Genomic DNA, 20,092 nt, shown 5'->3' with positions numbered 1-20,092 from the left:
TGCTCGCAAAAAACAATGACGCGGTTTAACAGACCGTAACTTTACAGGGACGCCTGACGCACCTGCTTCTCCAACTCCGCCTTCAACCCCGGCTCCAGCTTCAACTGCCGTGCCAGTTCATCCAGGTAGGACTTCTCCATAAAGCTCTCCTCATCCACCAGCATCACGCTGGCGATGTACATCTCGGCAGCCATTTCCGGTGTGCTCGCCGCGCGGGCGACTTCTGTCGGGTCGAGCGGCTTGCTGAGTTCGGCATGTAGCCACTGCTGCAACTCCTGATCGTTGTCGAGCTTGGTGAACTCGCCTTCGATCAATGCACGCTCGCGTTCATCAACGTGGCCATCGGCTTTGGCCGCTGCAACCAACGCTTTGAGGATCGCCTGGCTGTGCAGTTCGACTTGCGCGGGCGGCAGGCGGTCGAGCGTTTGTGGCTCGCTCTTCGGCGCTGTGCCCTGCTGGGCCTGCCAGTTGCCGTAAGCCTTGTAGGCAATCACGCCAAGTGCCGCGAGGCCACCGTAGATGGCGACTTTGCCGCCGACATTGCGGGCCTTTTTGCTGCCGAGCAACAGGCCCATGGCGCCGGCCGCCAAGGCACCGCCACCTGCGCCGGAGAGCAGACCGCCGAGGCCGCCCGAACCACCGCTGCCGCCGAGCAATCCACCCAGTCCACCACTGGACGACTTGTTTTGATTTCCGCCGGCCTTGTTCTGCATCAGGTCCTGACCGGACTTGAGTAGTTGATCGAGCAATCCACGCGTATTCATTTTGCCGCCTCCACGAAAGGGGTTAACCGGACACATAAGGCCACCAGCCTAGAACGAAAGTGCCCGGCGACCGGGAACGAGAGTGCTTCTGGATGTTGCCTGGAAAAACAGGGCTATCGATTAAAGCGATATACACTCAAGCAAATCTATAAAAACCGCCCACCGGGTATTTTCCATGATGACCTTGCGTCAGATTCGTCACTTCATCGCCGTGGCCGAGACCGGATCGATCTCCGCCGCCGCGCAAACCGCGTTCATTTCCCAATCGACCTTGACCTTGGCGATCCAGCAACTCGAAGAAGAGATTGGCGTCGGCCTATTCAACCGACACGCCAAGGGCATGAGCCTGACCCATCAGGGCCATCAATTCCTGCGCCAGGCGCACCTGATTCTGGCAACGGTGGATAACGCCAAACGCAGCCTGCAACAAAGTACCGACCAGGTCGCCGGCCAATTGATCATCGGCGTGACCAGCCTGGTGGCCGGTTACTACCTCGCGGATTTGCTCACCCGTTTCCAGCGCGCCTACCCCAACGTCGAGATCCGGGTGATGGAGGATGAGCGCCCGTATATCGAGCATTTGCTGGTCAGCGGCGAGATCGATGTCGGCGTGCTGATCCTCTCCAACCTCGAAGACCGCCATGCCTTGCAGACCGAAGTGTTGACTCATTCGCCCCATCGGTTGTGGCTGCCAGCCCAGCATCCATTGCTGGAACACGACAGCATCAACCTCGCCGACGTGGCCCGCGAACCGCTGATTCAGCTCAACGTCGACGAAATGGACCGCAACGCCCATCGCATGTGGTGCGGGGCCGGACTGCAACCGCGCATCACCTTGAAAACCGCGTCGACGGAAGCCGTTCGAAGCCTGGTAGCCGCAGGTCTGGGCGTATCGATCCAGCCCGACATGACTTACCGCCCCTGGTCACTGGAGGGCGACATCATTGAAGCGCGCCCTATCGCAGACCTGAGCCAGACCCTCGACGTCGGCCTGGCCTGGCGTCGCGGCACCGCGCGCCCGGCGTTGGTGGACCCGTTTTTGACCGTCGCCCGCGAACAACCCCACGGCGGGCGCAAGCCATCTATTTAATCGAACGCCACCTTCAGTATTTAGAATTTGTCGACCTCGGGCCCGCGCACTAGTCTTGCTCCATCAATAAGACGGCCGAGCCCCAGTCACAGGGAGCACCATGGCCACACAAGAAAAGAGAACCCGAAAAATGGCTGGCGCGCAGACCCCGTTGTTCACCGCGTTGTTGATCGATGGCGAATTGGTCGCGGGCCAGGGTTTTGTCGAGCCAATCCTCAACCCGGCCACCGGGGAAGTGCTGACCCACATCGCCGAAGCCAGCACCGAGCAAGTCGAAGTCGCCATCCTTGCCGCCCACCGCGCCTTCGCCGGCTGGTCGCGGACCACACCGCAGCAACGCTCGAACCTGTTGCTGGACATCGCCAACGCCATCGAAAAACAGGCCGACCTCCTCGCCCGTCTCGAGTCCCTGAACTGCGGCAAGCCGTTGCACCTGGCCCGTCAGGACGACTTGAGCGCGACGGTCGACGTATTCCGCTTCTTCGCTGGCGCCGTGCGTTGCCAGACCGGCCAGCTCAGCGGCGAATACCTGCCGGGCTACACCAGCATGGTCCGGCGCGATCCGATTGGTGTGGTCGCCTCGATTGCGCCGTGGAACTACCCGATCATGATGGCCGCGTGGAAAATCGCCCCGGCCCTCGCCGCCGGCAATACGCTGGTGTTCAAACCGTCCGAACACACGCCGCTGTCGATTCTGGCCCTGGCGCCGGCGCTGGCCGAGATCCTTCCACGCGGCGTGATCAATATCGTCTGCGGCGGCGGTGAAGGCGTCGGCAGCCACTTGGTCAGCCATCCCAAAGTGCGCATGGTGTCGCTGACCGGCGATATCGTCACCGGACAGAAAATCCTTCAGGCCGCAGCAAAAACCCTGAAACGCACGCACCTTGAGCTCGGTGGCAAAGCGCCGGTGATCGTCTGCAACGATGCAGACATCCAGGCCGTGGTCGAAGGCGTGCGCACTTACGGTTATTACAACGCCGGCCAGGACTGCACTGCGGCGTGCCGGATTTATGCACAGGCCGGGATTCACGACCGCCTGGTGGCGGAACTCGGCGCGGCGGTCAGCAGCCTGCGTTTTGCCGGCAAACGCGACGCCGACAACGAAATCGGCCCGCTGATCAGCACCCGCCAGCGCGACCGCGTGGCCAGTTTCGTCGAACGCGCCCTTGGCCAGCCGCACATTGAACGGGTGACCGGCGCGGCGGTGCATTCCGGTGCCGGCTTCTATTACCAACCCACCCTGCTGGCCGGTTGCAAACAGAGTGATGAAATCGTCCAGCGCGAAGTGTTCGGGCCGGTGGTCACCGTGACCCGTTTCGATCAGCTCGAACAAGCCGTGGACTGGGCCAACGATTCGGAATACGGCCTCGCCTCCTCGGTCTGGACGCAGAACCTCGACAAGGCGATGCAGGTTGCGGCGCGCTTGCAATACGGCTGCACCTGGATCAACAGCCATTTCATGCTGGTCAGCGAAATGCCCCACGGCGGCCTTAAACGGTCCGGGTATGGCAAAGACTTATCCAGCGATTCGCTTCAGGACTACAGCGTGGTGCGGCACATCATGGCGCGCCACGGCCAGCATCTCTGACTACGCTAATAACAAGCCGCTAACGGCAAGCTTCACCACGTTCACAACTGCCCCGACCATAATTAAAGAAGAGGGAATCCCCATGTTCGTGCACAAGACCGCACTGCTCAGTGCAATCACCACGGCGCTGTTGGCCAGCGCCAGTCTCCAGGCCGCCGAACCGCTGAAAGCCGTCGGTGCCGGCGAAGGCCAGCTGGATATCGTGGCGTGGCCCGGCTACATCGAACGTGGCGAAAGCGACAAGGCCTACGACTGGGTGACCGGTTTCGAGAAGGAAACCGGCTGCAAGGTCAATGTGAAAACTGCAGCGACCTCCGATGAAATGGTCAGCCTGATGGCCAAGGGCGGTTATGACCTGGTGACCGCGTCGGGCGATGCGTCGCTGCGGTTGATCGCCGGCAAGCGTGTGCAGCCGATCAACACCGCGCTGATCCCGAATTGGAAGAACATTGACCCTCGTCTCAAGGATGGCCCGTGGTACGTCGTCAATAACCAAACCTTTGGCACCCCGTATCAATGGGGCCCGAACGTGCTGATGTACAACACCAATGTCTTCAAGACCGCCCCGGACAGCTGGAGTGTAGTGTTTGAAGAGCAGACCCTGCCGGACGGCAAGTCCAACAAGGGCCGGGTCCAGGCGTACGACGGCCCGATCTACATCGCCGATGCGGCGCTCTATCTCAAAGCGAAACAGCCGGAACTGGGGATCAAGGACCCGTACCAGCTCAACGAAACGCAATACAAAGCGGTACTGGACCTGCTACGCAAGCAGCAACCCTTGATCCACCGCTACTGGCATGACGCGACCGTGCAGATGAGCGACGTCAAAAACGAAGGTGTCGTGGCCTCCAGCACCTGGGGCTACATGGTCAATGGCCTGGTGGCGGACAAGCAGCCGGTTGCCTCGGTCATCCCGAAAGAAGGCGCCACCGGTTGGGCCGACACCACCATGCTGCACGCCGAGGCCAAGCACCCGAACTGTGCCTACAAGTGGATGGACTGGTCGTTGCAACCGAAAGTCCAGGGTGACCTGGCGGCCTGGTTCGGTTCTTTGCCGTCGGTTCCGGCCGGGTGCAAGGAGAGCGAATTGCTGGGTGCCGAGGGCTGCAAGACCAACGGTTTCGACCAGTTCGAGAAGATCGCCTTCTGGAAAACCCCGCAGGCTGAAGGGGGCAAGTTCGTGCCTTACAGCCGCTGGACCCAGGACTACATCGCGATCATGGGCGGCAGATAACACACCGTCCCCTGTGGCGAGGGAGCTTGCTCCCGCAGGGTGGCGAAGCCGCCCCAAAACCAGTCAATGCGGTCAATCAGAGAGACCGCATCAGTCCTTTTGGGAGTGCTGCGCACTCCAGCGGGAGCAAGCTCCCTCGCCACAATAAGTTTTCCAGGCAGAAAGTTGATCCAGATTTTTCAGAAGTCCAGGCAGGGCCGCTGTGACGGCCCTCGCCTTTTTGGAGCACCGCACCATGACGCTTGCAGTCCAGTTCACCAACGTTTCCCGTCAGTTCGGCGAAGTGAAGGCCGTTGACCGGGTTTCCATCGACATCCAGGACGGCGAGTTCTTCTCCATGCTGGGCCCTTCCGGCTCGGGCAAGACCACCTGCTTGCGCCTGATCGCCGGTTTCGAACAACCGAGCGCAGGCTCCATCCGTATTCATGGCGAAGAAGCCGCAGGGCTGCCGCCGTATGAGCGTGACGTCAACACGGTGTTTCAGGATTACGCGCTGTTCCCGCACATGAACGTGCTCGACAACGTCGCCTACGGCTTGAAAGTCAAAGGCGTCGGTAAAGCCGAACGGCGGAAACGCGCCGAAGAAGCCCTCGACATGGTCGCCCTCGGCGGCTACGGCGAGCGCAAGCCAGTGCAACTGTCCGGCGGTCAGCGCCAGCGCGTGGCCCTGGCCCGCGCCCTGGTCAATCGCCCGCGGGTGCTGCTGCTCGACGAGCCGTTGGGCGCCCTCGACCTGAAGCTGCGCGAACAAATGCAGAGCGAGTTGAAGAAGCTGCAACGCCAGCTCGGCATCACCTTCATCTTCGTCACCCACGACCAGACCGAAGCGCTGTCGATGTCGGACCGCGTGGCGGTGTTCAACAAAGGACGCATCGAGCAAGTCGACACTCCACGCAACCTCTACATGAAACCGGCTACTACATTCGTCGCGGAATTCGTCGGCACGTCCAACGTGATTCGCGGTGATCTGGCCAAGCAATTGAGCGGCAATCCACAGCCGTTTTCGATTCGCCCGGAACACGTGCGTTTCGCCGAAGGCCCGCTGGCCAGCCACGAGATTGAAGTCAGCGGCTTGCTCCACGACATTCAGTACCAAGGCAGCGCCACACGCTATGAACTGAAACTGGAAAACGGCCAGACCCTCAACATCAGCCAGGCCAACGTGCAATGGCTGGACGTCAGCGCCCAGCATCAGACCGGGCAACGCATCAGCGCACGCTGGGCGCGCGAGGCGATGATCCCGCTGCACGACAACGTTGTCGGCGGGGTGTGAGATGACCAGCGTGGCTATCCCTCAAACCCCGGCCGGCGGTTCGCCGTTGCGCAGGTTTTCCAACCTGCTGTATCGCCGACCGAATTTTTACCTGTCGCTGCTGCTGGTGCCGCCGTTGCTGTGGTTCGGCGCGATCTATCTCGGTTCGCTATTGGTGCTGTTGTGGCAAGGCTTCTACACCTTCGATGACTTCACCATGGCAGTCACCCCCGACCTGACCCTGGCGAACTTTGCAGCGCTTTTCCAGCCGTCGAACTTCGACATCATCCTGCGCACGCTGAGCATGGCCGTCGTCGTGTCGATCGCCAGCGCCATCGTCGCGTTTCCAATTGCCTATTACATGGCGCGTTACACCACCGGCAAGACCAAGGCGTTTTTCTACATCGCGGTGATGATGCCGATGTGGGCCAGTTACATCGTCAAGGCGTATGCCTGGACCTTGCTGCTGGCCAAGGGCGGCGTCGCGCAGTGGTTTGTTCAGCACTTGGGGCTGGAGCCGGTTTTGCACTTCGTGCTGGGCATTCCCGGCGTCGGCGGCAGCACCTTGTCGACCTCGCACCTGGGCCGTTTCATGGTGTTCGTCTACATCTGGCTGCCGTTCATGATCCTGCCGATCCAGGCTTCGCTGGAACGCCTGCCGCCGTCGCTGCTGCAAGCTTCTGCGGACCTGGGTGCCAAGCCACGCCAGACGTTTATGCAGGTGATTCTGCCGCTGTCGATTCCCGGCATCGCGGCCGGTTCGATCTTCACCTTTTCGCTGACCCTGGGCGACTTCATCGTGCCGCAACTGGTGGGCCCGCCGGGTTACTTCGTTGGCAGCATGGTGTACGCGCAGCAAGGCGCGATCGGCAACATGCCAATGGCCGCGGCCTTCACATTGGTGCCGATTGTGTTGATCGCCATTTACCTGACCATCGTCAAACGACTGGGGGCTTTCGATGCACTCTGAGAAAGCTTCCATTGGGTTAAAAATCGCCGCCTGGGGCGGGTTGGTGTTCTTGCACTTCCCGATCCTGATCATCTTCCTTTACGCCTTCAACACTGAAGAAGCCGCGTTCAGCTTTCCACCCAAGGGCTACACCCTGCATTGGTTCAGCGTGGCGTTTTCTCGGCCCGATGTACTGGAAGCAATCAAGCTGTCGGCCGAAATCGCCGCCATCGCGACACTGATTGCGATGGTCCTTGGCACCCTCGCGTCGGCGGCGTTGTACCGGCGGGATTTCTTCGGCAAGCAAGGCATCTCGCTGATGCTGATCCTGCCGATTGCGTTGCCCGGGATCATCACCGGGATCGCGTTGCTGGCGACGTTCAAGACATTGGGGATCGAACCGGGGATGTTCACCATCATCGTCGGCCACGCGACCTTCTGTGTGGTGATCGTCTACAACAACGTCATTGCCCGTTTGCGCCGCACTTCGCACAGTTTGATCGAGGCCTCGATGGACCTCGGTGCCGATGGCTGGCAGACCTTCCGCTACATCGTCCTGCCGAACCTCGGCTCGGCGCTGCTGGCCGGCGGCATGCTCGCCTTTGCGCTGTCGTTCGACGAAATCATCGTTACCACCTTCACCGCCGGCCATGAACGCACCCTGCCGCTGTGGCTGCTCAACCAGCTCAGCCGCCCACGGGACGTGCCGGTGACCAACGTCGTCGCGATGCTGGTGATGATGGTGACCATGCTGCCGATTCTCGGCGCCTATTACCTGACGCGGGGCGGTGAAAGCGTGGCCGGTAGCGGCGGGAAGTAACGAACAACGATTACTCACTGTGGAAACCGAATCCAGGGTGGGAGCGGGCTTGCTCGCGAAAGCGGTGTATCAGCCAACATCAATTTTGAATGTGATGGCCCCTTCGCGAGCAAGCCCGCTCCCACATTTGGATTCGGTTCCTAAAGGAAAAAAAACAATAGCTTCGAAGAGGACATGAACATGCAAACCAAACTCTTGATCAATGGCCAACTGATCGACGGCGACGGCCCCGCCCAACCGGTGTTCAACCCGGCCCTCGGTCGTGTGCTGGTGGAAATCAACGAAGCCAGCGAAGCTCAGGTCGATGCCGCCGTGCGCGCCGCCGATGCCGCGTTCGACAGCTGGGCGCAAACCCCGCCGAAAGAGCGCTCGCTGCTGCTGCTTAAACTCGCCGACGTCATCGAAGCCCACGGCGAAGAGCTGGCCAAACTGGAATCGGACAACTGCGGCAAACCCTACAGCGCCGCACTGAACGACGAGATCCCGGCGATTGCCGACGTGTTCCGTTTCTTCGCCGGCGCCAGCCGTTGCATGAGCGGTTCGGCGGGCGGCGAATACTTGCCCGGCCATACCTCGATGATCCGCCGCGATCCAGTCGGCGTGATCGCCTCCATCGCGCCGTGGAACTACCCGCTGATGATGGTCGCCTGGAAAATCGCCCCGGCCCTCGCTGCGGGGAATACCGTGGTGCTCAAGCCATCGGAACAAACCCCGCTGACTGCGCTGCGCCTGGCAGAACTGGCGTCGGAAATCTTCCCGGCCGGCGTGCTCAACCTCGTCTTCGGCCGTGGTCCTACCGTCGGCAGCCCTCTGGTCACGCACCCGAAAGTGCGCATGGTCTCGTTGACCGGCTCGATCGCCACCGGGTCGAACATCATTTCCAGCACCGCCGATAGCGTCAAACGCATGCACATGGAACTGGGCGGCAAAGCCCCGGTGATCATCTTCGATGACGCCGATATCGACGCTGCTGTTGAAGGCATTCGCACCTTCGGCTTCTACAACGCCGGGCAGGATTGCACCGCAGCTTGCCGCATCTATGCGCAGGCAGGCGTCTACGAAAAATTCGTCGAGAAACTTGGCGAGGCGGTCAGCAGCATCAAGTATGGGTTGCAGGATGATCCGTCGACCGAACTGGGTCCGTTGATCACTGCGCAGCACCGTGACCGTGTGGCCGGGTTTGTCGAGCGTGCCGTGGCGCAATCGCATATCCGCTTGATCACCGGCGGTAAGGCAGTGGAGGGCAATGGGTTTTTCTTCGAGCCCACTGTACTGGCAGATGCTCAGCAGGATGACGAGATCGTTCGTCGCGAAGTGTTCGGGCCGGTGGTGTCGGTAACCAAGTTCATCGACGAAGCCCAGGTGCTGGGTTGGGCCAACGATTCGGATTACGGCCTGGCGTCGTCGGTCTGGACCTCGGACGTCGGTCGCGCGCATCGCTTGTCTGCCCGCTTGCAATACGGCTGCACCTGGGTGAATACGCACTTCATGCTGGTCAGCGAAATGCCCCATGGCGGTCAGAAATTGTCCGGCTACGGGAAGGACATGTCCATGTACGGGTTGGAGGACTACACCGTCGTTCGGCATGTGATGTTCAAGCACTAAAAAATCGCGAGCAGGCTCGCTCCCACAGGTTCACCGCAGTACCTGTAGGAGCGAGGCTTGCCCGCGAAGGCATCACCTCGGTTTCAAGGAGAAACAGCAACACGCACCACCAGGGTTCAACGCCAGAAAACCAAAACAATAACCACCGATCCGGGCAGCGCCTCCACGGCCCCGCCACGGTTTCGGACATCCGAAATCTGCCGATTTTCCGGAGCTGACACACCATGAGTACACCCGAACTATCCCCATCCGTTGCCGACAGCGACGCCGAGCAACTACGCAAGTTGGGTTACACCTCGAACTTCAACCGCAGCATGAGCCTGTGGGAAAACTTCGCCCTGGGCTTCACTTACCTCTCCCCGGTCGTAGGGGTTTATACCCTCTTCGGCCTGTGCCTGGCCGCCGGTGGGCCACCGATGTTCTGGGCCTATTTGCTGGTCGGTTGCGGCCAGTTGCTGGTGTGCCTGATCTTCGGTGAAGTGGTCTCTCAATTCCCGATTTCCGGCGGCGTGTACCCATGGGCTCGTCGCTTGGTGGGCAAGCGCTGGGCGTGGATGGTCGGCTGGATCTACTCCATCGCCCTGTGCGTGACCATCGCTGCTGTTGCGGTGGGTGCAGGTCCGTACCTGGCCGCGATGATGGGCTTTGAACCGAGCAACAACACCAACATTGTCATCGCTCTGTTCCTGACGCTGTTCGCCACCCTGGTCAACCTCAGCGGCACCAAAATGCTCGCGCGGATCGCCATGTTCGGCTTCCTCTGCGAACTGGTCGGTGCGGTAATCGTCGGCGTTTATCTGCTGATCTTCGAGCGTCACCAGTCGATCAGCGTGTTATTCAACACCTTCGATATCAGCATCGACGGCTCGTACCTGCCGGCCTTCCTCACCGCCTCGCTGGCGGGGATGTTCCTGTACTACGGCTTCGAGGCCTGCGGCGATGTCGCCGAAGAAACCCCGAACCCGAGCAAGCAGATCCCGGTGGCCATGCGCATGACCATCTACATCGGCGGCATCGCAGCAATGTTCGCCTGCCTGGCGCTGATCCTCGCCGTGCCGGACATGCAAGCCGTGATCAACGGCACCGACAAAGACCCGGTCTCCACCATCCTCAACAACGCCTTCGGCCCGGTCGGCTCGAAAGTGGTGATGGGCGTGGTCATGATCTCCTTCATCTCCTGCGTCATCAGCCTGCAAGCGGCGGCGAGTCGTCTGCTGTACTCCTACGCCCGAGATGAAATGGTCATCGGCAGTTCACTGCTGAAGAAGATTTCTCCTACGACCCAAGTGCCGGTGGCCGCGCTATTCGTGTCCGGCGTCCTGCCGGCGCTGATCATCATCCTCGGCTTCTTCCTGCAAGATGCGGTGGCAACCATCGTCAGCTTCGCGGCAATCGGCATCTACCTGGCATTTCAGATGATCGTGCTCGCCGCGCTTTACGCACGCCTGAAAGGCTGGAAACCGAGCGGCAAATTCACCCTCGGCGGATGGGGTTGGGCGGTGAACATCGGCGCGCTGGTTTATGGTGTCGGCGCGATCATCAACATGGCCTGGCCGCGTACACCGGATGCGGCGTGGTACATCAACTATGCGATGGTGTTGAGTACGGCGATCGTGATTGGGTTGGGGTTGTTGTACATGTGGTTGGCCAAGCCGTATGACCACGGGACTGCGCCTGCGGGGGATGCGTGGAAGGTTAGTCGGTAATAGCCATTGTCCAGCCCGCAGCGATGCCGGCTGGACGCTTGGTGTTAGATCGGCTGAGGTTTGGAGAGGGTTTCGAACTCGTCCATCAGCAGATGGATTTCGGTACTCGGGTTGGGTTCACCGCTGATGGCGACATCCTCGATAATCTTTGGCGCTAAAGCTCTCGCCCTTTGAAATGGCTCACCCAGGAGTTGGGCGAAATAGTTGACGTCTTCGCCCTTGGCGTACTTATCCATGTTGGGCTTCTTTCTGAGGCTCTTGGCTACCAGGTCGCCAGGAGAGCGCTTCCCGACTGCACGAAAAGGCTTTCGATTGAATCCGAAGTGCAGAAGCAGCCAAAACTCAAAGCAAGGATACGAAGCGATGACTTTGATTTTCGGATGCGATCTCGCCAGATTGATAGCTCGCTCAAAACACAAATGCGTATCGCGATCCAATGCACAAAACACCTTGTCGAAGCCTTTCTGACGGGCGATCACTGTTTCAACAATGCCACTTGGGTGTGTGATGCCGCAGTGGGCAATTTCTACTAGAGCGCTGGCACGAAAATGAAAGGCGGCCTCCTCCAGATATCGTTTCCCTGACTTGCTGTCTTCACAGAGAATCAGCACTTTGGGTTGAGGCTTGAACCGGGGTTCCTTCCGATCAAACAGCCTTATTGAACGCGCCATGATCAACCCCGCCTTATCAACGGTAACCCACGATAACGACCTTCAAAGTAGCGTTTTTCGACGTCTTCTCCTTCCCTGCCTTCAAAATCGTGAACCGAAAAAAGACAGGTTGCACCGTTAGCATCGCGTTCGGTGATCCAGAACTGATCGCGCCGAAGTGCTTTGGTATTCATTAGATGAGTGTCATGGGTGGTAAAGATCAGTTGAGTACTCAGCCCACTGTCCAAGTGTTTTTCAATCAGGCCATCGACTATTGAGGGATGAAGGCTACTGTCCAATTCATCGACAGATAGAATTCCGCTGCCATCGGCGTGATTGATCATGAACCAGGGCAGCCAGAAACCGATCAGGTTTTTTTGTACCGCCGGACTCCTCTGAAAAATCGAACTCGGCTTTTCCTAAAAGGCTCGTATGCGTCAGGGTGACTTTGTCTTTTTGGGCCGCCGCAAAGAACTCCTTGAGTGTGAGTTTTTTTGTACGGTGAAAAGATTCTGCGTCTTCGGTGTTGAGGTGAATAGCTGACACCGGGATATCCACTTCCTTTAGAAAGTCTCGCAAGTTGCCAGTGTGATCCGAGGCCATCTGCAGAAATCTGATGGACGCTGCAGACAGCCCCATCATGTTGTTCTGCTCAATAACCAGTAGACCTGATTGAAACCAGCTAAACGGGGCCCGCAACTGGGTCAGCTCTTCGCTACTGTTCGCCACCGCCTGTGAAATAAACAACATTTTGGGGCTCGTCAGCCGCAGCCATGCACAGTGGACTTCTTTACCACCCTCAAGACTTGCCCCAAAAACATATTGCTCACCCTCCTCTACAAAACGACGCTGATACAACAGAGTTTCCTTTCCTTTGGGATATGAAACCAGTTGCTCCTCGATAATCCGCTGAGCCGTCAGTCGTAAAACAAAGCGATATCGGAGCCCGCGTTGAATGAAGTTGTACTCAAAGGAACTGGGTTCGTTTTGAAGTTGCGAGTCAAAACGAAATGGCGAGACCGGTAGTGGTTCATCATTTGAGGAAGGTAATGCGGTGAGCAGCTGTCCGATGATCCCCATCGCCCGGATGAGCGAAGATTTACCGGACGCATTCGGCCCATAGATCGCAGCAACCTTCAACAAATCCGGTAGTTTTTCCCCATTTACGGGCGGCGCGAACAGGTTGCGCTTTTTACTCAAGCGCGGCGTCGCAGCCATGGACAGGGTTTGCCTGTCGCGGAAGGAGCGATAGTTGGAAACAGAAAATTCGATCAGCATGCAGCGAACCCGCAGTTCATTCCTGAAAGCGCAAAAAATAAAGGAAAAAACAGCCGTTCGGCGCAGTCGGGCTGCACTTCACGCAAAAACAGGAAATTCCTACAGACCGAGCCTTCCGTTAGAAGCTCCAATTCCTACAACACGCGGCGCCAGAGTAGACTTGGCGCCGCGAGCGCCTGAACGATAGGCTTGACCTCGTCGCTGCCAAATCAGCGACCCGGAGTCGAAGCCGGGAAATGTCAGAACGGTGCTTACGCGCCCCCATAGAACTGTGGCTGTTTTCTGCCGTTAGTTCTGCATTATGGCGGGCCGTGTGGCGCGGGCCTTTCGGCTTCCGTTTTGACTGGAAGTGTCCCGACTTCGAACGCCACTCGGTTCGCCACCCTACCTGTCGAAGGGTTGGTGGCGACTTTCCTGATCAAAACGGAAGTCACTTCATGTCAGCTCACGCTCAAAATTCGCTTCAAGCTTACTTCACACCAATCGTCTTCACCCGTCACAACCGCTTCCTCCATGCGTTCATTCAGGACAACCAAGCCTGGTTCTGCGTCCAGGACCTCGGTCGCTTGATGGGCCGTCCGCTGGACCAACGTCTCACCCTTAAACTCGATCCCGATCAACGCCGATACGTCTTGTTGATGAAAGACGGCAAAACGGTCGAATCGCTGATGGTCAGCGAATCGGGAATGTATGCCTTGCTGGTCCACCATTTCATCCCGGAAAACCGAAACCTGCGTCAGTGGCTAAGCAACGAAGTCATCCCGAAGCTGCGTGAGTCGAAAGCGGCTGTGGAAAACATTCCAAGCCTGAGTTCATTGCAGTGGGCAGGCATCTCGGTGCCGCTGCTGCATTGGCAGCATCAGGCCTGGATCAAGTGGCGGGACATGCCTGATCTGATGCAGGTACAACGACCGTTCACGATCATGGGCACTTGCAGTTGAAGGCAGGGTGAAAAATGAACAAGGGGCAGACTTCTCAGTCCGCCCCTTGGTTTATCGCTCAAAACCGCGAAACACTCCGCATCGCATCCACCAGATACCGCATCGCAATCCGGTCGCTTTCCGACAACTCGCGGTACCGCTCCAGCAACTTCATTTCGTCCGAATTGAGACGATGCCTTCGCCGCCCGGTCGCCAGGCAGGGAAAGATTCCTAACATTTCGGTGATGCCTTGTACTTTCGTCATGGACGACGTCCTTCTATAAGACCGAGAAAACTTCAAAAACCGCATCGCCCTATCCTTTTATTAGTCGCCGGCCTGAAGGGCAGAAACCGGCCTTGAACACAGAATAGGAACATTCCCGGCGCTGAAAAGCGGTTTTTAGAGTAATTAGTCAAAAAAAAGCAGAAATGCCCTATAAATCAGAAAGTACTGTCGGAAAACTTAACCGACATTTCTTGTTTCATTGCCGCATCATCAAATTGCTACCAATCATTTTTTCTCTGCAACCGAACGGTTTAAGCTATTTGGCATCTCTTTAAGGTCCGTTGCGTTTGGCCAAGGTATGTCCGAACCGATATTTTTGATCCAGCACGTGCCAGGAACGGCGCGGGATTGTTCACGACAGGTTGTACTTATGCATCGCAGGAATTTGCTCAAAGCGTCCATGGCCATTGCTGCCTACACCGGTTTGTCGGCCACTGGCCTGCTGGCCTCACGTGCCTGGGCGGGCAATGGCACCGCTGATGGCGACGCCCAGGCGTTCGATTTCGAAGCGCTGAAGATTCAGGCCAAGCAACTCGCTGGCAATCGCTATCAGGACACCAAGCAGGTGCTGCCGCCGACGCTGGCGACCATGACGCCACAGAATTTCAACGCGATCCGCTATGACGGCAACCACTCGCTGTGGAAAGACTTGAACGGTCAGCTGGACGTGCAGTTTTTCCACGTCGGCATGGGCTTCAAGCAGCCGGTGCGCATGTACAGCGTCGATCCCAAGACCCGCCAGGCCCGTGAAGTGCATTTCCGCCCTTCCCTGTTCAACTATGAAAAAACCACCGTCGACACCAAGCAGCTCACCGGCGACCTGGGGTTTTCCGGGTTCAAGCTGTTCAAGGCCCCGGAACTGGACAGGCACGATGTGTTGTCCTTCCTCGGCGCTAGTTATTTCCGCGCAGTAGACGCCACTGGCCAGTACGGTCTGTCGGCACGCGGGCTGGCGGTCGATACCTACGCGAAGAAGCGTGAGGAGTTCCCGGACTTCACCAAGTTCTGGTTCGAGACGCCGGGCAAGGACAGCACCCGCTTCGTGGTCTACGCGCTGCTGGATTCGCCGAGCGCCACTGGCGCGTACCGCTTTGACATCGATTGCCAGGCCGAACGCGTGGTCATGGAGATTGATGCCCACATCAACGCGCGCACCGCCATCGAACAACTGGGCATCGCACCGATGACCAGCATGTTCAGCTGCGGCACCCACGAGCGCCGCATGTGCGACACCATTCACCCGCAAATCCACGACTCCGACCGACTGGCCATGTGGCGCGGTAACGGCGAGTGGATCTGCCGCCCGCTGAACAACCCGGCGACACTGCAGTTCAACGCCTTCGCCGACACCGACCCGAAGGGTTTCGGCCTGGTGCAGACCGATCACGAGTTTGCCAACTATCAGGACACCGTCGACTGGTACAGCAAGCGTCCAAGCCTGTGGGTAGAACCTACGACCGCGTGGGGCGAAGGCTCTATCGACCTGTTGGAAATTCCTACAACCGGCGAAACCCTCGATAACATCGTTGCGTTCTGGACCCCGAAAAAACCGGTCGCGGCCGGAGACTCCCTGAACTACGGCTACAAGCTCTACTGGAGCGCCCTGCCACCGGTGAGTACGCCTCTGGCGCGGGTCAATGCGACCCGTTCGGGCATGGGCGGCTTTATCGAAGGCTGGGCACCGGGCGAGCATTACCCGGAAGTCTGGGCACGACGCTTTGCCGTGGACTTCACCGGTGGCGGCCTGGACCGGTTGCCGGAAGGCGCAGGGATCGAGCCCGTGGTGACGTGCTCGAATGGGCAGGTGAAAGACTTCAACGTGCTGGTGCTGGATGACATCAAGGGTTATCGGATCACCTTCGATTGGTACCCGACCAACGACAGCGTGGCGCCGGTTGAGCTGCGGTTGTTCATTCGCACCAATGACCGGACGTTGAGTGAGACCTGGCTGTACCAGTATTTCCCGCCGGCGCCGGATAAGCGTAAGTACACCTGATAGTAAAAGGTTGTCTGGGCGGGCCTCTTCGCGGGCAAGCCTCGCTCCTACCAGAGCATGCGATCAACTGTAGGAGCGAGGCTTGCCCGCGAAGACGGCCTGACAGTCCACAAACATCCCGGCCCAGAAACGCAAAAGCCCCAATCAACTCGATCGGGGCTTTTTGCTTTTACAGCCGCATTCAGTCGCGCAAATCAGACTCATGAATCGGCTGATCCCGATGGGTCGCCCGTTGATACTGCGCAGGCCAGACGGCCTTGCGACCACCCAAATCATCATCTGCATGCAACGGCCAATATGGATCGCGCAACAGCTCCCGGGCGAGGAAAATGATGTCCGCCTGGCAGGTGCGCAAAATGTGCTCGGCCTGGGCCGGTTCGGTAATCATTCCGACCGTGCCGGTGGCGATGCCTGACTCCTTGCGCACCCGTTCGGCGAACCGGGTCTGATAGCCCGGACCTGTAGGAATCTCCGCGTTGGCTGCGGTACCGCCCGACGAGACATCAATCAGGTCCACACCCAGATCTTTCAGGCGCCGCGCCAGCTCCACCGTTTCATCCGGGTTCCAGCCGTCTTCCACCCAATCGGTGGCCGACACTCGCACAAACACAGGCAGCTCCTCAGGCCAGACTGCACGCACCGCTTCGGTGACTTGCAGCACCAGCCGGATCCGGTTCTCGAAAGAGCCGCCATATTGATCGCGTCGCTGATTGCTCAATGGCGAAAGAAACTGATGCAGCAGGTAACCGTGAGCAGCGTGCACTTCGACCACTTTGAAACCGGCCGTCAGCGCTCGCTTGGCTGAGGCGACAAAGGCCTGAATAACTTCGGCGATCTCGCTTTCATCAAGCTGCTTCGGATGGGTGTGCTGCGGGTCGAAAGCAATCGGCGAAGGCCCTACAGGCACCCAGCCGCCGTCTTCGGGTTTGACGCTGCCATGCTTGCCGATCCACGGCCGATGGGTGCTGGCCTTGCGCCCGGCGTGGGCCAGTTGAATGCCCGCCACGGCGCCCTGAGCGGCAATGAAGCGCGTGATGCGTTGCAGGGGTTCGATCTGTTCGTCATTCCACAAGCCGAGGTCCTCGGCGGTGATGCGCCCGTCGGCCGTGACCGCCGTGGCTTCGGTAAAAATCAGACCGGCCCCGCCGACGGCGCGGCTGCCGAGGTGGACCAGGTGCCAGTCATTGGCCAGCCCATCGACGCTGGAGTACTGGCACATCGGTGACACGGCAATGCGGTTGAGCAGGGTCAATTGACGAAGGGTATAGGGTTCAAGCAGCAGACTCATGGGGCACCTCTCGAATCAGTGGGCAGGCTCCAGGGTTCTGTTTGAAAAGTCGACGAGTGACAGGAAAAAGGCGCAGCACCCGCCCCCGCGGGCAAAAATTGGACGAGACGTCACAAGGATTATCAAGCAGTGCTTAGAGCCTAGTCGACATCGGGGGATGAGGGAGGGTTCCGAGGGATTGGCTGTCAGAAAGATCGTTTTCGCGGGCAAGCCTCGCTCCTACGGATCACTGATACCTGCGAGCGGTGCGACGATTCGACTTGCCCGCGATGGTGTCAACGCGGTTCGATGTGGGCAATCATCAACTGAACGGTCTCGTTCCCGCGAAACTCGTTGAGGTCGAGTTTGTAGGCCAGTTCCACCCATTTGATGGTCGGGTTCGGCCAGATGTCGCGGTCGATGCCGAAGGCAATGCCATCAAGCTTCACCGAGCCACATTCACTTTTGAGCACCACTTTGAGGTGCCGCTCGCCGACCACGCGCTGTTCAACCAACTGAAACACGCCATGAAACAAAGGTTCAGGGAAGTGCTGCCCCCAAGGTCCGGCATGGCGCAGGGCACGGGCCAGTTCGAGATGGAATTCTTCGACCGCCAAAACCCCGTCCGACAACAGACGCCCGGTCAGGTCTTCTTCGCGCAATTGCCTGCGCACTTCTGCGTCAAAGGCCTCGGCGAACAGCGGAAAATTCGCTTCCGGCAAGGTCAAACCGGCCGCCATGGCGTGGCCGCCGTACTTGCTGATCAGGTTCGGATGCTGCGCGGCCACCACGCTCAGGGCGTCACGGATGTGGAAACCCTGAACCGAACGCCCCGAGCCCTTGAGCAAACCATCACCGGCATCGGCAAAGGCAATGGTCGGACGGAAATAACGCTCTTTCATACGCGAAGCGAGGATGCCGATGACCCCCTGGTGCCACTCGGGATCAAACAGGCACAAGCCGAACGGCATCGACTCGACCGGCAAATCCTTGAGCTGAGCCAGCGCTTCACGCTGCATGCCCTGCTCGATGGACTTGCGGTCCTGGTTCATACCGTCGAGCTGCACGGCCATTTCCCGCGCCAAGCCTGCGTCGTCGGTGATCAGGCATTCGATGCCCAGGCTCATGTCATCCAGGCGCCCCGCCGCATTCAGGCGCGGGCCGACAATGAAGCCCAGGTCGGTCGAGGTGATGCGCGCCGGCTCACGCTTGGCGACTTCGAGAATCGCCTTGATGCCCGGACGGGCGCGGCCGGCGCGAATCCGCTCCAGGCCTTGGTGCACCAGAATCCGATTGTTGGCATCCAGCGGCACAACGTCGGCAACACTGCCCAGCGCCACCAGGTCCAGCAACTCGCCGATGTTCGGCTGCGGCGTGTTTGCGTACCAGCCGAGGCTGCGCAAACGCGCGCGCAGGGCCATCAACACATAGAAAATAACCCCGACGCCGGCCAGTGCCTTGCTCGGAAACTCGCAACCGGGCTGGTTCGGATTGACGATAGCATCGGCCAACGGCAGTTCGTCGCCGGGCAAGTGGTGGTCGGTGACCAGCACGTTGAGGCCAGCCTTTTTCGCCGCCGCCACGCCTTCGACGCTGGAAATGCCGTTGTCCACGGTGATCAGCAACTGCGGCGTGCGTGTCAGCGCCACTTCAACGATTTCCGGGGTCAGGCCATAGCCATACTCGAATCGGTTCGGCACCAGATAATCGACATGCGCCGCGCCCAGCAGCCGCAACCCCAGCACGCCCACGGTACTGGCCGTCGCGCCATCGGCGTCGAAGTCGCCGACAATCAGAATCCGCTGGCGCTGTTCCAACGCCGTGACCAGCAAATCCACCGCCGCATCCATGCCTTTGAGCTGCTGGAACGGAATCAGCCGCGCCAGGCTCTTGTCCAGTTCCGCCTCGGATTGCACGCCCCGCGCCGCGTAAAGACGCGTCAGCAGCGGCGGCAGATCACCGAGGAATGGCAGGGTGTCGGGCAACAGGCGAGGTTCGATGCGCATGGGGTGACAGGTGCTTCTCTTGAATACGTAGGATAAAACCGGATAACGCGGATGAACGGCGAAAAATCAGCCGCGTTCGCCGCTCAGCCACTGCAACTGGACTTCGTGCTGACCCCGGTCGTCGGTGACGAAAATCGTCCCTTCGCTGATCATCACGTCCCACTTGATAACACGGGGCATGTCCTTGGCGAGGGTTTCCAACACTTCCTGAGGCACGGCTGCGATGTGCACGTTTTTCAGGTTCTTGATCGCCGGGATCACCTTGGTTTCCCAGACGCGCAGACTGCCGTAGGCCAACAAGCTGGTGCGCTCGGTACGGCGCGAGCACCAGGTCAGACGATCGGCGTCTGGCTGGCCGACTTCGATCCAGTGCAGGACACGGTCATCCAGGCTCTTTTCCCACAGGGCGGGTTCATCCACGTCTGACAGACCGCGACCGAACGACAGCTGCTCGTTGTACCAGAAGGCGTAGGCCAGCAGCCGCACGGTCATGCGCTCTTCGGTTTCCGAAGGGTGACGGGCGATGGTCTGCTTCACGCTCTCGTAGACGCTGCGGTCGAGGTCGGTGAGGTTCAGTTCAAACTTGTAGGTCGTGGACGGCTGGGCCATGAACGGGCTTCTTGATACGAGGAAAGGCGGCAAGTCTAACCGATGCAGTAGTCAATCAACGAATAGAAGGCG

At 59.2% G+C, this 20,092-nt stretch carries 16 protein-coding genes and 1 pseudogene; 10 read left to right on the top strand and 7 right to left on the bottom strand.

Features of this window, described 5'->3' with window-relative positions; all coding sequences use genetic code 11:
• Window positions 1-41 precede the first annotated feature (41 nt).
• On the bottom strand, window positions 42-764 hold the full coding sequence (locus tag ACA068_RS05900; protein WP_497308335.1) for a tellurite resistance TerB family protein: 723 nt from the start codon (window positions 762-764) through the stop codon (window positions 42-44).
• Window positions 765-939: 175 nt separating this feature from the next.
• On the opposite strand from ACA068_RS05900, the gene ACA068_RS05895 reads away from it, so the two are divergent.
• The 8 genes from ACA068_RS05895 (at window position 940) to ACA068_RS05860 (ending at window position 11,008) form a co-directional block, all read left to right on the top strand.
• Entirely contained in the window at window positions 940-1,854 is a 915-nt protein-coding gene (locus ACA068_RS05895; RefSeq protein WP_094468922.1) for a LysR family transcriptional regulator, read from the top strand.
• Window positions 1,855-1,954: 100 nt separating this feature from the next.
• Window positions 1,955-3,442, top strand: a complete 1,488-nt coding sequence (locus tag ACA068_RS05890; protein ID WP_497308333.1) for a gamma-aminobutyraldehyde dehydrogenase — start codon at window positions 1,955-1,957, stop codon at window positions 3,440-3,442.
• Between the two features lie 82 nt (window positions 3,443-3,524).
• Window positions 3,525-4,676, top strand: a complete 1,152-nt coding sequence (gene ydcS / locus ACA068_RS05885) for a putative ABC transporter substrate-binding protein YdcS (RefSeq protein WP_497308331.1) — start codon at window positions 3,525-3,527, stop codon at window positions 4,674-4,676.
• Between the two features lie 235 nt (window positions 4,677-4,911).
• A complete protein-coding gene (locus ACA068_RS05880) occupies window positions 4,912-5,949 on the top strand; it encodes an ABC transporter ATP-binding protein (protein WP_497308329.1) in 1,038 nt (345 codons plus the stop codon).
• Window position 5,950: 1 nt separating this feature from the next.
• Window positions 5,951-6,898 carry an ABC transporter permease gene (locus ACA068_RS05875; RefSeq protein ID WP_497308327.1) on the top strand — a complete coding sequence of 316 codons (948 nt, stop codon included), beginning with the start codon at window positions 5,951-5,953 and terminating at the stop codon, window positions 6,896-6,898.
• The gene (locus tag ACA068_RS05870) at window positions 6,888-7,697 is read left to right on the top strand and encodes an ABC transporter permease (RefSeq protein ID WP_497308325.1); all 810 of its coding nucleotides are present in this window, start codon (window positions 6,888-6,890) and stop codon (window positions 7,695-7,697) included. Before ACA068_RS05875 ends, ACA068_RS05870 begins: the two co-directional genes overlap by 11 nt.
• Window positions 7,698-7,877: 180 nt before the next feature.
• Window positions 7,878-9,302, top strand: a complete 1,425-nt coding sequence (locus tag ACA068_RS05865; protein ID WP_497308324.1) for a gamma-aminobutyraldehyde dehydrogenase — start codon at window positions 7,878-7,880, stop codon at window positions 9,300-9,302.
• Between the two features lie 224 nt (window positions 9,303-9,526).
• A complete protein-coding gene (locus ACA068_RS05860; RefSeq protein ID WP_497308322.1) occupies window positions 9,527-11,008 on the top strand; it encodes an APC family permease in 1,482 nt (493 codons plus the stop codon).
• Between the two features lie 44 nt (window positions 11,009-11,052).
• Here ACA068_RS05860 and ACA068_RS05855 read toward each other — a convergent pair whose 3' ends face one another.
• Window positions 11,053-11,679, bottom strand: coding sequence for an RloB family protein (locus ACA068_RS05855; protein ID WP_497308320.1), 627 nt, complete (start codon window positions 11,677-11,679; stop codon window positions 11,053-11,055).
• Between the two features lie 2 nt (window positions 11,680-11,681).
• Window positions 11,682-12,936 (bottom strand): annotated as a pseudogene (locus tag ACA068_RS05850) (AAA family ATPase).
• Between the two features lie 437 nt (window positions 12,937-13,373).
• On the opposite strand from ACA068_RS05850, the gene ACA068_RS05845 reads away from it, so the two are divergent.
• Window positions 13,374-13,877 carry a BRO-N domain-containing protein gene (locus ACA068_RS05845; protein WP_497308318.1) on the top strand — a complete coding sequence of 168 codons (504 nt, stop codon included), beginning with the start codon at window positions 13,374-13,376 and terminating at the stop codon, window positions 13,875-13,877.
• A gap of 58 nt (window positions 13,878-13,935) precedes the next feature.
• Here ACA068_RS05845 and ACA068_RS05840 read toward each other — a convergent pair whose 3' ends face one another.
• On the bottom strand, window positions 13,936-14,121 hold the full coding sequence (locus ACA068_RS05840; RefSeq protein ID WP_438662641.1) for a hypothetical protein: 186 nt from the start codon (window positions 14,119-14,121) through the stop codon (window positions 13,936-13,938).
• A gap of 391 nt (window positions 14,122-14,512) precedes the next feature.
• On the opposite strand from ACA068_RS05840, the gene ACA068_RS05835 reads away from it, so the two are divergent.
• Window positions 14,513-16,138 (top strand): glucan biosynthesis protein D, encoded by a 1,626-nt coding sequence (locus ACA068_RS05835; RefSeq protein WP_497308316.1) that lies wholly within the window; start codon window positions 14,513-14,515, stop codon window positions 16,136-16,138.
• A 181-nt stretch (window positions 16,139-16,319) separates the two neighbouring features.
• Here the strand turns inward: ACA068_RS05835 and ACA068_RS05830 are convergent, their stop codons facing one another.
• The 3 genes from ACA068_RS05830 to ACA068_RS05820 form a co-directional block, all read right to left on the bottom strand.
• Entirely contained in the window at window positions 16,320-17,426 is a 1,107-nt protein-coding gene (locus ACA068_RS05830; RefSeq protein ID WP_497308314.1) for an NADH:flavin oxidoreductase/NADH oxidase, read from the bottom strand.
• Window positions 17,427-17,701: 275 nt separating this feature from the next.
• Window positions 17,702-19,411: a single-stranded-DNA-specific exonuclease RecJ gene (gene recJ, locus ACA068_RS05825; RefSeq protein ID WP_497308312.1), complete on the bottom strand. Its 1,710-nt coding sequence runs from the start codon at window positions 19,409-19,411 to the stop codon at window positions 17,702-17,704.
• 66 nt (window positions 19,412-19,477) lie between these two features.
• Window positions 19,478-20,020, bottom strand: a complete 543-nt coding sequence (locus tag ACA068_RS05820) for a YaeQ family protein (RefSeq protein ID WP_007897614.1) — start codon at window positions 20,018-20,020, stop codon at window positions 19,478-19,480.
• Window positions 20,021-20,092 lie beyond the last annotated feature (72 nt).

It is taken from the genome of Pseudomonas sp. LBUM1660, from assembly GCF_059695935.1.
Note: the sequence above shows the minus strand (reverse complement) of the source record. Positions and strands in the feature narration are given on the sequence as shown.